The 14672-nt window shown below is 33.5% G+C and carries 10 protein-coding genes; all 10 read left to right on the forward strand.

All coding sequences use genetic code 11. The features are described 5' to 3' along the window. The first annotated feature begins 57 nt into the window (after positions 1-57). The 10 genes from EUBELI_RS13465 to glf all read left to right on the forward strand — a co-directional run bounded on the left by EUBELI_RS13465 (position 58) and on the right by glf (position 14667). Positions 58-1038 carry a transglutaminase domain-containing protein gene (locus EUBELI_RS13465; RefSeq protein ID WP_012738397.1) on the forward strand — a complete coding sequence of 327 codons (981 nt, stop codon included), beginning with the start codon at positions 58-60 and terminating at the stop codon, positions 1036-1038. A 106-nt stretch (positions 1039-1144) separates the two neighbouring features. After that, the gene (locus EUBELI_RS13470) at positions 1145-3940 is read left to right on the forward strand and encodes a C1 family peptidase (protein WP_012738398.1); all 2796 of its coding nucleotides are present in this window, start codon (positions 1145-1147) and stop codon (positions 3938-3940) included. 91 nt (positions 3941-4031) lie between these two features. After that, positions 4032-7712 (forward strand): pectate lyase family protein, encoded by a 3681-nt coding sequence (locus EUBELI_RS00625; RefSeq protein WP_012738399.1) that lies wholly within the window; start codon positions 4032-4034, stop codon positions 7710-7712. Positions 7713-7831: 119 nt separating this feature from the next. After that, complete coding sequence (locus tag EUBELI_RS00630; RefSeq protein WP_012738400.1) at positions 7832-8611, forward strand: DUF4422 domain-containing protein; 780 nt, start codon at positions 7832-7834, stop codon at positions 8609-8611. Between the two features lie 28 nt (positions 8612-8639). Further along, complete coding sequence (locus tag EUBELI_RS00635) at positions 8640-9755, forward strand: glycosyltransferase family 1 protein (protein ID WP_012738401.1); 1116 nt, start codon at positions 8640-8642, stop codon at positions 9753-9755. 14 nt (positions 9756-9769) lie between these two features. Further along, complete coding sequence (locus EUBELI_RS13475) at positions 9770-10051, forward strand: hypothetical protein (protein WP_012738402.1); 282 nt, start codon at positions 9770-9772, stop codon at positions 10049-10051. Positions 10052-10137: 86 nt separating this feature from the next. Continuing rightward, positions 10138-10815: a galactofuranosyltransferase gene (locus EUBELI_RS00640; protein ID WP_165437529.1), complete on the forward strand. Its 678-nt coding sequence runs from the start codon at positions 10138-10140 to the stop codon at positions 10813-10815. Between the two features lie 34 nt (positions 10816-10849). Continuing rightward, the gene (locus tag EUBELI_RS00645) at positions 10850-12067 is read left to right on the forward strand and encodes a hypothetical protein (protein WP_012738404.1); all 1218 of its coding nucleotides are present in this window, start codon (positions 10850-10852) and stop codon (positions 12065-12067) included. Positions 12068-12071: 4 nt separating this feature from the next. Beyond that, the gene (locus EUBELI_RS00650) at positions 12072-13529 is read left to right on the forward strand and encodes a flippase (RefSeq protein WP_012738405.1); all 1458 of its coding nucleotides are present in this window, start codon (positions 12072-12074) and stop codon (positions 13527-13529) included. 22 nt (positions 13530-13551) lie between these two features. Further along, positions 13552-14667, forward strand: a complete 1116-nt coding sequence (glf, locus tag EUBELI_RS00655) for a UDP-galactopyranose mutase (RefSeq protein WP_041688373.1) — start codon at positions 13552-13554, stop codon at positions 14665-14667. Positions 14668-14672: the final 5 nt, after the last annotated feature.

Raw genomic sequence — 14672 nt, forward strand, 5'->3', positions numbered from 1 at the left:
TCCTGAGGAGTATATAATATATACGACTCAGGAATTTTTTTAGGGGATTATATTATTATGAAGAGACGGATAGTAAGTGCAGGATTTGTGTTAATAATAACTGCGTGCATGTGGATAAGTATGACCACATTTGCAGCAGATGTGGATATTAAAGCAGAGAGTGAAGACAAGGGGTATGTGTATTGCGAGAGTGGAGAGCAGGCACTTGCCAAAGTGAATGAGTATCTTGATGATGTATGCTGGGATGACAGGACGGGGATATATGTTGTTTATCCGGGAAATGATGTGTCAGGAAGTGTTACGGTTAATAATAATCACAGCATTGCGGATTCTTATGCGGATTTTATATTTGATGTACAGGTAAGTAATGAGAAGATAACGCTGCAAGGAGCTGGGTATAATCTTTTGAATGTGAAGAGATGTGCTTATGAGACACATTCATATGGTCTTACAAGGGAGCAGGCACTGGAGGCAGACGCAGTTGCAGATGAGATAGTGAACAAATGCAATGCAGAAAGTACTTTGGACAAAATAAGCTATATATATAATTATTTGTGTGAAAATGTGGTTTATGACAGTGCATATGAATTTGGCAGCATATATGATGCACTGGTCGGTGGAAAAACTGTGTGCTCCGGTTATGCTGCCGCATTCCAGGTGATGATGGAAAAGCTGGGGATACCCTGTAAAATTATGGCGGGAAATGTTAATGGAACAGCACATGCGTGGAATGCAGTAAATGTATCTGGTAAATGGTATTATGTTGATGCAACATTTGCGAATACGATGGGCATGCGCGCTGATTATCTGTTATTTGGAAGTGACAGACGCGCTGACGTTTATGGAATTGGGGTTGTCGGCCGAGATTATGATAGTAGTGATGAGACAGTTGCAGAAGAAGTCTCTGAGAATATAGATGATAATGGCAATGAAGCTGATAAGAACAGTCTGGTATATGTGGCTGTCATTGCTGCTGGAGTGCTGGCTGCTGGCGCTGCGGCTGGATGGGGAGTTTTGAGGAAGAGGAATAAAATGTGAAAAAATAGACGGAAATATTATTTATTTTCCCCCAATATGATGATATAGTAAGAAAAAACGAATGTAACAATTAACTGTAGACAAAGAATAAAATGAGGTACTGAATATGAAAAGAAAAAACTTATTGGGAGTTTTGTTAAGCGCTGTGTTATCAATTAGCGCAATGGGAGTTATACCACATATGGTATATGCTGATACTAATTCAGATATGGGAAATGATTATACTGGGTATGCAGGTGGTTATATAGCAGGAAATCTGGATGATAATACTCCAATATATGAGCCTGAATATGTTACATATGCTGATTCATTGATTCCGGAAAAGTATCCGGATAATATGGATGAATTCAAGGTAAAATATCCGGCTTTGAGAGATCAGGGAAGTTATGGAGCATGTTGGGCTTTTTCATCTATAGGACTTGCGGAATTTGATCTTATTAATGATAAGACAAAAGATTCAAAAGTTGATTTAAGTGAGTTACAACTGGCATATTTTACATACAATTCAGTTCTTGATCCATTAGGTGGAACAGAAGGGGATTATACAAAATATCATTCAGAGAATACAAATACCAGCTATCTCAATGCAGGAGGAAACTATCAGTGGGCTATGAAGCGATTCAGCCAGTGGGTAGGAACTGTTAATGAAAATGATGTACCATATGACAATGCACTGGATTCTATTTCTTATGGACTGGATGATAAATATGCATATGGTTATGATGTCGCCCATCTTCAGAATGCATTTGAAATAGATATAAAAAGTCAGACACAGGATGTAAAGCAGCAGATAATAGAACATGGTGCTGTAGGTGTTTCTTATACACATAAGAATGCTGGTGTTAATTATATTAATAAGTCATATTATGATACATCAGATACAGTTATAGGATATGGTGACGGCGGACATGCAGTAATGGTAGTTGGATGGGATGATAACTATTCTAAGGATAATTTTACATCTACTAATTCGGCAGGAGAGACAGTTAAGCCTTCGAATAATGGTGCATGGCTTGTTAGAAACAGCTGGGGAGAAAGTACATCATATTATAACCAGTTAGATTATTTTTGGATGTCATATGAGACATACTCTTTAAATACAACCGCATGGGTATTTGATTTTTCAGCAAATGATGGATTTGATAATAATTACCAGATTGATGGCGGTCTGGAAAATCAGGTTGATTATTATTATGATAATGTTGCAAATGTATTTACAGTAGGTAGTAAAGAGGGTGTTAAGTCAGAAACATTAAAGTCGGTATCATTGTTGTTTTCTCAGACGGCAAATGTTGGATATACAATAGATATATATACTGATATGACAGACAGTTTAAATCCATTAAGTGGAACAAGAACATCAGGGGCAAATGGAGTGACATCATATGCAGGTTATTACACAATTCCTCTTGATAACGAGGTGGAATTAAAACCGGGAAGTACATTTGCAGTAGTTGTCAAGACTGACAAAAAAGCAATAGAATATGAATATACATGGTCAACCCAGCAGGACATAAATAGTAGTAATTCAACTGTTATATGGGAAAGAGAAGTAAGTAAGAATTTTGATGGAAACCAAAGAAGCCTTTATTATTCATACGGAAAGTTTGGGGTATCACCTTGGAATAACTATTGTATAAAGGCGTTCACATCAGATAATTACTATAAGAGTGATGCTGAGGAAGTCAAAATTGCAAAGACGGTAATAGAGAATGCACTTAAAGATGTGGAAGCTGATAATGAATTAACTGATACAGATATACAAAGAATTATAGATGAGGCATTAAGCAAAGCTGGAATATTAGAAATAAAGACTAAAGTAACAGATTTTAAAAAGGCAGAAGCAACAATAGAGAAAGCAGGAAGTATAGATGCAAGTATAGCAGTTACTTATGGTAGTGCAGCAGATACGGTTGTGTATAGTACAGTAATAAAACAGTTACCAAAACCTGCACCAGAACCTGTTAAGAGAAATGGTCTGTGTAAGGCAGATGATGGAAATTATTACTATTATGTAAATAATGTGATTGATACAGGTTTTACAGACATAATACCATTTGAAGATGAGTGGGTTTATGTAGAGAATGGAAAATTAAACTTTGATTACACAGGAATCAGAGAAAATATGAATGGCTGGTGGAGAATAGAGAATGGAAAGGTAAACTTTAACTTCACAGGCTTGGCAAATAATGAGAATGGAAGATTCTATATAGAAAATGGACGGGTAAACTTTAACTATACAGACGTAATACCGGATGGAAATGACTGGGTATATGTACAGGATAGTAAAGTAATGTACGACTATACAGGAATCAGAGAAAATATGAATGGCTGGTGGAGAATAGAGAATGGAAAAGTAAACTTTAACTTCACAGGCTTGGCAAATAATGAGAATGGAAGATTCTATATAGAAAATGGACGGGTAAACTTTAACTATACAGACATAATACCGGATGGAAATGACTGGGTATATGTACAGGATAGTAAAGTAATGTACGACTATACAGGAATCAGAGAAAATATGAATGGCTGGTGGAGAATAGAGAATGGAAAGGTAAACTTTAACTTCACAGGCTTGGCAAATAATGAGAATGGAAGATTCTATATAGAAAATGGACGGGTAAACTTTAACTATACAGACATAATACCAGATGGAAATGACTGGGTATATGTACAGGATAGTAAAGTAATGTACGACTATACAGGAATCAGAGAAAATATGAATGGCTGGTGGAGAATAGAGAATGGACGGGTAAACTTTAACTTCACAGGCATAGCAAGTAATGAAAATGGAGAATTTTATATAGTTAATGGAAAAGTAGATTTTGGCTACAATGGAAGTTATATAAAAGATGGAATTTCATACATGGTTTTAAATGGAAAAGTTGTATATAAATATTGAGAAGGTTATGCAAATGTGATACAATTGACTTCAATCGGTGACATAAATTGTGATGATTGCACAAATCACTGGATGAAGGGAGTATACATTTATGAAAAGGTTTTTCAGGAAAGGGGTTGGCGTTATTGCTTCAATTGCATTGGCTGTTGGAACAATAACATCAATGGTAACGCCTGGTATTGTAGCATCAGGCGCGTCACTTACAGACAACAATTTCAGTAGTGTGGGAGGATTTAACGAAAGTATTTATGCACAGATTACTGGAATTAAGGATGCAGATGTTACAGGTGTATCATATACAGGAACATCATCAGGAACACTTACAGGACAGGATCTAGAGTATCTTGTAAGAGATAAAAATAATGGAGTACGCGTTGATATTCCAGGGGTTACTCCGGGTACATATACTCTTACAGTTACAACTAAGAATGGTACTATTACTAAGAGTGGAATTACAGTAGATGCACAGGATCGTTCAGGATATGCACATTTTAATTATACAGATGGTGTTGGTGCATATAATGATGACGGTACATTGAAGAACAATGCGATAGTACTTTATGTAACAGATGAGAATAAGAATGATGTAACTCTAACATATGGAGGAGTTACCGTTAAAGGAATTGGTAATATACTTAATTCAGTTGGTAAGGCTTGCGGAGAGGCTGGACATGAAACTGATTGTAAGAAAGTCTCAGATGGTAAAACCTATTATGCTAAGGGAAATACTAATCAGGGAATAATTGAGAAACTTGCTGAAGCAGGAATTCCATTAGATATAAGATTTATAGGAACAGTAAGTGATAGTGGCTTATATAAGAGCGGTACATTTGATTTAAAGTCAAATAGCGGACTTATAGATGGACTTACTGCTTATGATTCAAATGACTTTGGTGGATCAGATGGTGACAACGGCCATATGGCAAGAATAAAATCTGGCAAAGATATTACTCTTGAAGGTATTGGAACAGATGCAGTTATTGATGGATGGGGATTCCATTATATGTCAGAGAGTGCTAAACCAGATTTAGGAAAGAGTTTTGAAGTTCGTAACCTTACATTTATTAATACACCAGAAGATGCTATTGGTATGGAAGGTGTACAGGAAAAGGCAAATGTTTCATCAGATCTTTCAGCAAGTGTAGAGCGTTGCTGGATACATAATAATGAGTTCTATTGTCCGGATGTTTCAAGCCCGGCAGAATCAGATAAGAGTGAGGGTGATGGTTCAGTAGACTTTAAGCGAGGTCAGTATTTTACATGTAGTTATAATTATTTTGAAGGATGCCATAAGACTAATCTGGTAGGTTCATCAGATGCAAGTCTTCAGTTTAATCTTACATATCATCATAATTACTGGAAACTGTGTAAGGCAAGAGGACCATTAACACGTAATGCAAATGTCCATATGTATAACAACATATTTGAGGGACAGACAGATTATGCTATGAATGTAAGAGTTAATGCTTATATATTCTCAGAATATAATCTGTTCTATATGAGCAAGAACCCACAGAGAGATGATACAGATGCAGGTGTAATCAAGAGTTATAACGATTCATTCTCAAGCTGTATCGGTTCAATGGATGGCGTTAAAGTTACAGATAAGTCACAGACTGTAGATAATAAATGCCGGTTTGCAGCAAGAAATATTGATTACAGCAAGTTTGATACAGATAGTAATCTTTCATATATTCCAACAGGAGATTATCAGCTGCAGACAAGCATAACAGAAGCAAGAAAAGTTATAGAATCTAAGACAGGAGTTCTTAATGAAAATCCTGTTGCAGCATCAGTTGTTACAATGTCACAGATTTCGTATCTTCCAAGTGGAGTTACTCCTGAAAATATTACATCATTACCAACAACATTAACACCAGGAAAAGTATCTAAGACAGTGTATGCATTTACAGTTGGTGGAACAGTTGATGTAACAATTAATTATGCAAGTGATGCACTCTCAGATACAGGAGTGCTTGTTAATGAAGCAGGAGAAAGTTTCCTTATAGCAAGTGGAACTGCAGTTAATCTTCCAGCAGGAACATATATGATTCAGCCATATAACGTTCAGGCTGGAGATGGCAAGAAAATGCAGAATCCTACATTTAAGACAGTAACAATTAACTCTATTGAAATAAGAGCAAATGATCCAAATGCACATTATCATGATTTTAAACTGGTAAGTACAACAGATGCAACTTGTGATAAAGAAGGAAGTAAAATATATAAGTGTTCATGTGGAGAAAAGAAGATTGAGATAATTGCAAAGACAGCACACAAATATGGTGAATGGGTAATTGAAAAAGAAGCAACAGAGACAGAAACTGGTATAAAGATCCGTACATGTACAGTGTGCAATAACAAAGAGACACAGACAATACCTGTCAAGGGAACTGTTGATCCGACACCAACTCCAACACCAGGAGGAACATATTCATATAACTTTACAAGTCCGGAAACAGGCAGTGATATCTATAAGATAAAGGGAAATACATCTACTAGTAAAGGATCTGTACAATATGCAGGATTAACTCTTACTACATGCTTGAAAATGGAAGGCTCAACAAGTGTTGATTTTACAGCACCTTCAGATGGAACACTTACATTAGTGTTCGGAGCTAATGGTTCGGCTGTCTCAGGTAAGAAAGTAAAAGTTAATGAAACAGTATATACGTGTGATTCAGATGGTATAGTCACTGTTCCTGTGAAAGCAGGAAGCGTGTCAATAACAAAGGGTGATGCAATATTCTTGTTCTATATGAACTATGAACCAGATAGTACGACACCGGATCCAACACCAGATCCAGACCCAACGCCAGATCCTACACCTACTCCGGAAGTAAAGAATGGCTTACAGAAAGCTGATGATGGTAATTATTACTATTATGTAGACGGCAAGGTTGATACAAGCTTTACAGATATAATACCTGATGGAGATGATTGGGTTTATGTAGAGAATGGAAAATTAAACTTTGATTACACAGGAATCAGAGAAAATATGAATGGCTGGTGGAGAATAGAGAACGGAAAAGTAAACTTTAACTTCACAGGTTTGGCAAATAATGAAAATGGAAGATTCTATATAGAGAATGGACGAGTAAACTTTAACTATACAGACATAATACCAGATGGAAATGACTGGGTATATGTACAGGATAGTAAAGTAATGTACGACTATACAGGAATCAGAGAAAATATGAATGGCTGGTGGAGAATAGAGAATGGAAAGGTAAACTTTAACTTCACAGGTCTGGCAAATAATGAGAATGGAAGATTCTATATAGAAAATGGACGGGTAAACTTTAACTATACAGACATAATACCGGATGGAAATGACTGGGTATATGTACAGGATAGTAAAGTAGTGTACGACTATACAGGAATCAGAGAAAATATGAATGGCTGGTGGAGAATAGAGAATGGAAAAGTAAACTTTAACTTCACAGGCTTGGCAAATAATGAGAATGGAAGATTCTATATAGAAAATGGACGGGTAAACTTTAACTATACAGACATAATACCGGATGGAAATGACTGGGTATATGTACAGGATAGTAAAGTAATGTACGACTATACAGGAATCAGAGAAAATATGAATGGCTGGTGGAGAATAGAGAATGGAAAAGTAAACTTTAACTTCACAGGCATAGCAAGTAATGAGAATGGAGAGTTTTACATTAAAAACGGTCGTGTAGACTTTGGATATTCAGGATTATATAGACAATGGAATACTACATATATAATTGTGAATGGTAAAGTTGTAGGAAAATAAAGAAACTTAAATTAACTGCGCATGGAATATACCTATGCGCAGTTTTTGAATGTATTGACAACATACATTAGATGAGATAACATTAATCAGATATATTGATAATACGAGAGAGAGATACTATGAATAAAGATATTAAAATTATTATTGCGGCACATAAAAAGTATGATATGCCAAGTGACAAGATGTATATCCCTGTTCAGGTAGGTTCAGAGGGAAAGAAAGATATTGGTTATCAGAGGGATAATATAGGTGAGAATATTTCAGCAAAGAACCCTATGTATTGTGAATTAACTGGTTTGTATTGGGCATGGAAGAACCTTGATGCTGATTATATAGGTTTGGCACATTACAGAAGACACTTCAAGGGAAAGAATAAATCTGCAAATATAATGGATAATGTTCTTTCTTATAAAGAAGCATCGGATTTATTAGACAAGCATGACATACTTGTCACAAAGAAAAGAAATTATATAATTGAAACTCTGTATAGTCATTATGCACACACACATCATGTTGAAACACTTGATTGTACAAGAGATGTAATAAAGGACATTTATCCAGACTATCTTGATTCTTTTGATAAAACTATGAAGAAAACACATATGCATGCATTTAATATGTTTGTTATGAAAAAGGAACTGTTAAATGATTATTGCGACTGGTTATTTAATATTTTATTTGAAGTTGAAAAAAGATTGAAAGATAAAACATATGATGCATTTCAGGCCAGATATCCAGGTCGTTTGAGTGAAATGCTGTTAGATGTATGGATTAATAAGAATGAATTAGGTTATAAAGAAGTGCCTTTCATGTATACAGAAAAAATTGACAGAGTTAAGAAAGTTAAGTCCTTCTTAAAGGCTAAGTTCTTAAAACAAAAATATAATGGTAGTTTTTAAAAATAACTTTTGATAAAAGGGGCAAAGTATGTGCATTAAAGTATTAGTGTTTGGAATGACAGACAATCCGGGTGGAATGGAAAGCTGTGTAATGAATTATTACCGTAATATTGATAACAAACAGGTTCATTTTGATTTTTTGTGTAATTGGGAGCACATGGTATATGAAGATGAGGTTAAGTCAAATGGGTCGGTTGTATACACTATTCCACAGAAAAGCAGTGATTTCAAAGCATACAAGAAGGCTATGCATGATTTCTTCAGCCAGCATGCAAAAGATTATGATGTGTTATGGTATAATACATGTACATTAGCTAATATCGACTACCTTATGTATGCTAAAAAATATGGAATAAAGAAAAGAATAATCCATGCACATAACTCAGGAAATGAGACATCTAAATTAAGAGGAATACTTCATTATATTAATAAAACAAGGTTAAAAAAATATGCAACTGATTATTGGAGCTGTTCAATGTCAGCTTCTAATTATTTTTATAATAATAAGATTATAATGTCACATAGGCATCATGTTATAAATAATGCGATACAGGTTAAACAGTATGCCTATAATGAGCATGTCAGAAATGATATGAGAGAAGAACTTGGACTTAAGGACAAATATGTGATTGGACATGTCGGCAGATTTCAATATCAGAAAAATCATGAATTCCTTATTGATATTTTTAATGAATATTTGAAATTGGATTCGGATGCATTTTTAATGCTAGTAGGACAGGGGGAGAACGAGGGCGTCATCAGAGACAAGGTTAAAGAGCTTGGCATACAAGATAATGTGATGTTTATGGGAGTTCGTTCAGATGTCCATAAGCTTATGCAGGTTATGGATGTATTTTTACTGCCATCAAGATTTGAAGGACTTCCATTAGTGTTAGTGGAGGCACAGGCGGCAGGATTAAAATGCTTTACATCAAAAGATGTAGTTTCGGATGAATGTAATGTAACCCAAAGCGTCAGATTTATTTCATTAGATAGTGGTGCGAAGGTCTGGGCAGATAATATTTTATCGTTTAAGGAAGATACTGAATTCATATCAAGAGATGATTATGCATATAAAGTAACTCAAGCAGGATTTGATATTAATGCGGAAACAGATAAAATAAAAAAGTATTTAAATGAATAGTGAAAAGGACAAATATGGGAAATAAATATTATATAAATATTAAAATGAAAGAAAATAATAATGCAGGATCTAAGGCTGTTAATGATTGCAATAATATATTAAAACAATGTGGAATAGAACCATATACATTAAACATAAAAGGAGAGGGCTTACTAGGAAAAATTAATAAAGTATTTGAATTTGAAAAATTAAAGAAAATACCAGAGAATAGCGTTTTATTTATTCAACATCCAATTTACATAAATAAAAATTATTATATTGATGTATTGAAAAATACAAAAAAGAAAAAAATTTAAAACTTGTTTTTTTAATTAATGATTTAGATTCTTTGAGAAAAATGTTTCCCGAATCACAACATATATTTGAGCATATTGACGAAACAATGTATGAAATAGCAGATTATGTTATTGCACATAACAGTAAAATGAAAAGATATCTTATTGAACATGGGGTTGAAGAAAGTAAAATATATGAATTGGGAATCTTTGATTATTTAACAAATATTAATCCAAATAATAAAAGCATAAGATATTCAAAAACATTAAATATTGCTGGAAATTTAGATGCGAATAAGAGTAATTATATTAGGGAGTTAAATGGTGTAGATAAAACAATTAACTTTAATCTATATGGACTTAATTTTGATAAAAATGTTTTGACATCTGAGGCAATTCACTATAAAGGAGCATTTCCTTCAGATGAAATACCTTCACAGTTAACTGAGGGATTTGGACTTGTATGGGATGGTAATACCGCTAGTTGTTGTGCAGGAAATACAGGTGAATATTTAAAATATAATAATCCTCATAAACTTTCTTTATATATGGTATCAGGTCTTCCAGTTGTTATATGGAGTCAGGCGGCAGAGGCAGAATTTGTAAAATGTAATAATGTAGGATTGGTGGTAGATAGTATAGAGGATTTTAGCATTAAATTTGATAATTTAAGTGAAAATGATTATTATAAAATGGTGGAAAATGCAAAAAATGTTTCATACAAATTAAGAAATGGTGAATATCTAAGAAAGGTAATACAAGATATTATAAAAGATTTAAAATAAAACAAAGCATAAGAAGAGATGAGAGAGTATTAAGATGAAAAAAATTTTCAAAAAAAAAGAATTTTTTATGTATACTTTGCTGAGTGCATATATTTTTTTAACAACATTTTCTAATACAGCGTGGTATGTAATTAATGAGGGAACAAAAGTTTATGCCCTCTTAAAATTAATAAGATATGTGTGTTATATAATGTTTGTTGCTATTGTTATAGGTAAGAATGTAAAACATAGATATAGCATAGAGTCAATAATATTTATGATGGGGCTTTTAATTTTTTCAGGCATAGCAGCGTGCACAGGTAAGGAAAAAGTGTTGCTTTTTATGGTGCTTTTTCTTGCTGCAAGCTATGGCGTAAAGAGTGATAAAATATTAAAGTGTGCTTTGGGAGTACAAGGGGGATTACTTTTTTTAACAATATTTGCGGCGTTTTTAGGGATTACGGATAATTCTTTACTTGATGTGGAAAGAAAAAGATATTCTTTAGGCTTTGCGTGGTCAAGTTTAGCGCCTATTTTATATTTTTTTGTGATTATGCTATACATATATGCACGAAAAACAAAAATTACGCTTATTGAATGTTTGGTACTGGAAATAATTAATATTTTTATCTATAAATATACAAACACTAGAATGAGTTTTTGGGTTTCAACTATTTTATTAGCTGTTTTGGCTACTTGCTTGTTTTCGATAAAGTTTAAGGATGCTTTGTATAGATTAATAATCAGATTAAAAAAAATGATTGTATTGATACCAGTCATTAGCTCCGTAATCTCATGTATGCTTCCGTTGTATACGGCAAATGGAGGAGTATGGGAAAAATTAAATACGATACTGTCTGGAAGATTATGGCAATGCAAGAACGCAATATTTACATATGGATTTTCGTTATTTGGAGTACATATGAGTGTTGATGGGTTTACTGTTGCTAATAAGGGGGCTACAGATACATCATGTTTTATAGATATGGGATATCTTCATATTGCAATTGAATACGGATTATTTGTGTTAGTGATGATTGTATCTATATATACAATATGTATATGGAAGGCATACAAAAATAATGATATTTGTATGGTGTGTATAATAGTTGTTTTATCATTATTTTGTATTAATGATAGATTTTTATTACATGCATTTAATGTATTTATAATATATGCTTTTTGTGATAACGATGTTTTTAAGGAAATAAATATATTGAAGTCAATGTCGAAACCAATTTATAAAATAATAGGAATGAAGAGAGATAATTAATGTAATGGGTAAACAAAAGTCATTAAAACTTAATTTTATAATGAATGCAATACTCACCATGTCCAGTTTTTTATTTCCCTTGATTACATTTCCGTATGTATCAAGGGTTTTATTACCGGCAGGAACAGGCAGGGTATCATTTGCTAATTCAGTAATTACATATTTTGTGATGATATCACAGCTTGGTATACCTACATATGGTATAAGAGCATGTGCTGTGGTGAGAGATAACAGGGAAAAACTGAAAAAGACAGTGAATGAACTGCTTATAATTAACACGGTTATGAGCGTATTTGCATATGTTGTATTTTTTGCAGCGTTATTCAGTGTACCAAGATTAAGAAGTGATAAGACTCTTTTTGTAGTTATGAGTTTGCTCATATTCTTTAATACAATAGGCGTTGAATGGCTGTATAAGGCATTGGAGTATTATACATATATAACGGTACGTTCAATAATATTCAAATTTATAGCCTTGATAGCAATGTTTGTATTAATTCATGATGTGAATGATTATGTTATTTATGGAGGAATCTCTATATTTGCGGCATCAGCATCGAATGTATTTAACTTTATAAGGCTTAGAAAAATCGTTGGAAGTGAAAAAGTTGGCAAACTGGATTTCAAACAACATTTAAAACCAGTATTTACATTCTTTATAATATCATGTGCTACGACTATATATACTAATCTGGATAATGTCATGCTTGGATTTATGAAGGATGATGTAGAAGTTGGATATTATAATGCTGCTACTAAGATAAAGAATATACTGGTAAGTATAGTTACATCCTTAGGAACAGTTCTTATGCCTAGAGCATCTTATTATATACAGCAGGATATGTGGGATGAATTTTATGCATTGTCCAAGAAGGCAATTAAATTTGTATTACTGGCGGCTACCTCAATGATGGTATATTTTATGATATTTGCGAGAGAGGGCGTATTATTTTTGTCAGGAGATGCATTTGAGGGTGCAATAATGCCTATGATAATAATAATGCCAACATTATTATTTATTGGACTTACTAATATTATGGGCATTCAGATGCTTATCCCTATGGGGCAGGAAAATGCGGTAATGATATCAACATTTGTTGGCGCAATTGTTGATTTAGTTCTTAATACCATACTTATACCACAGCTTGGAGCTAATGGTGCAGCTATTGGTACATTAGCAGCAGAGCTTGTAGTTTTGATTGTACAGATGGTATACCTGAGAAAAGATATTTCATTCTTGTATGCAAAGCAGAGTTATATTAAAATATTATTGGCGCTGGTTATTTCATCAGCGGTTGCTTATATTATAAAAATACTTTCAGTAGGAATATTTATAAAACTTGTTATATCAGCGATAGTTTTCTTTGGCATATATGTTGTGGCATTATATCTTATGAAAGAAGAAATTGTAAGGGATAATGCAGATAAAGTTATTAAAAAAGTTTTCAAAAGAAATAAATAAAAGAAGAAAAGAGGATATTTTTATGTACGATTATTTAGTAGTAGGTTCAGGATTATATGGAGCAATATTTGCACATGAAGCTAAGAAAGCAGGAAAATCAGTGCTTGTAGTAGATAAAAGACCTAATATAGCAGGTAATATCTATACAGAAAAGCAGGAAGGAATTAATGTACATATGTATGGTGCTCATATTTTCCATACTAACAATAAAAAAGTATGGGATTATATAACACAATTTGCAGAATTTAACAGATTTACTAACAGCCCTGTTGCTAACTATAAGGGTGAATTATATTCAATGCCTTTTAATATGTATACATTTAATAAAATGTGGGGAGTTGTTACTCCAGAAGAAGCTGCAGCTAAGATTGAGGAGCAGAAGAAGGAGATAACAGGTGAGCCTAAGAATCTTGAAGAGCAGGCAATATCATTAGTCGGACGTGATATATATGAGAAGCTTGTAAAAGGTTATACAGAAAAACAGTGGGGAAGAGACTGCAAAGAGCTTCCAGCATTTATCATTAAGAGATTACCGGTAAGACTTACATTTGATAATAATTACTTTAATGCATTATATCAGGGAATTCCTATGGGCGGTTATACTAAGATGATTGAGAATATTCTTGATGGAATTGAGGTAAGACTTAATACAGATTATCTTGAACATAAAGAAGAACTTGATGCTATTGCAGACAAGGTTGTATATACAGGTCCGATAGATGCTTATTTTGATTATAAGTTAGGTACATTGGAGTACAGATCTGTAAGATTTGAAAATGAGACACTGGACAAGCCTAATTTTCAGGGAAATGCAGCTGTAAATTATACAGACAGAGAAACACCATGGACTCGTATTATTGAGCATAAGTGGTTTGAATTTGGTAAGGATGAGGATGGAAATGATTTACCTAAGACTATAATCAGCCGTGAGTATTCATCAGAATGGAAACCAGGGGATGAACCATATTATCCGGTTAATGATGAAAAGAATGGTAAGCTATATGAAGAATATAAGAAACTTGCTGATTCAGAAGATAAGGTCATATTCGGTGGACGTCTTGGTGAGTATAAGTATTATGATATGGATACAACAATAGCTTCTGTTCTTGATAAATGTGAGAGTGTTTTTGGAAAATAGTTGAC

This window comes from [Eubacterium] eligens ATCC 27750, assembly GCF_000146185.1.
In the GTDB taxonomy this organism is placed as follows: Bacteria; Bacillota; Clostridia; order Lachnospirales; family Lachnospiraceae; genus Lachnospira; species Lachnospira eligens.

Excerpts from the sequence above, each read along its gene's own strand:
- EUBELI_RS00625 (WP_012738399.1), top strand. The coding sequence starts at position 4,032 with ATGAAAAGGTTTTTCAGGAAAGGGGTTGGCGTTATTGCTTCAATTGCA.
- glf (WP_041688373.1), top strand. The coding sequence starts at position 13,552 with ATGTACGATTATTTAGTAGTAGGTTCAGGATTATATGGAGCAATATTT.
- EUBELI_RS13470 (WP_012738398.1), top strand. The coding sequence starts at position 1,145 with ATGAAAAGAAAAAACTTATTGGGAGTTTTGTTAAGCGCTGTGTTATCA.
- EUBELI_RS00635 (WP_012738401.1), top strand. The coding sequence starts at position 8,640 with ATGTGCATTAAAGTATTAGTGTTTGGAATGACAGACAATCCGGGTGGA.
- EUBELI_RS00630 (WP_012738400.1), top strand. The coding sequence starts at position 7,832 with ATGAATAAAGATATTAAAATTATTATTGCGGCACATAAAAAGTATGAT.
- EUBELI_RS00640 (WP_165437529.1), top strand. The coding sequence starts at position 10,138 with ATGTATGAAATAGCAGATTATGTTATTGCACATAACAGTAAAATGAAA.
- EUBELI_RS00645 (WP_012738404.1), top strand. The coding sequence starts at position 10,850 with ATGAAAAAAATTTTCAAAAAAAAAGAATTTTTTATGTATACTTTGCTG.
- EUBELI_RS13465 (WP_012738397.1), top strand. The coding sequence starts at position 58 with ATGAAGAGACGGATAGTAAGTGCAGGATTTGTGTTAATAATAACTGCG.
- EUBELI_RS00650 (WP_012738405.1), top strand. The coding sequence starts at position 12,072 with ATGGGTAAACAAAAGTCATTAAAACTTAATTTTATAATGAATGCAATA.
- EUBELI_RS13475 (WP_012738402.1), top strand. The coding sequence starts at position 9,770 with ATGGGAAATAAATATTATATAAATATTAAAATGAAAGAAAATAATAAT.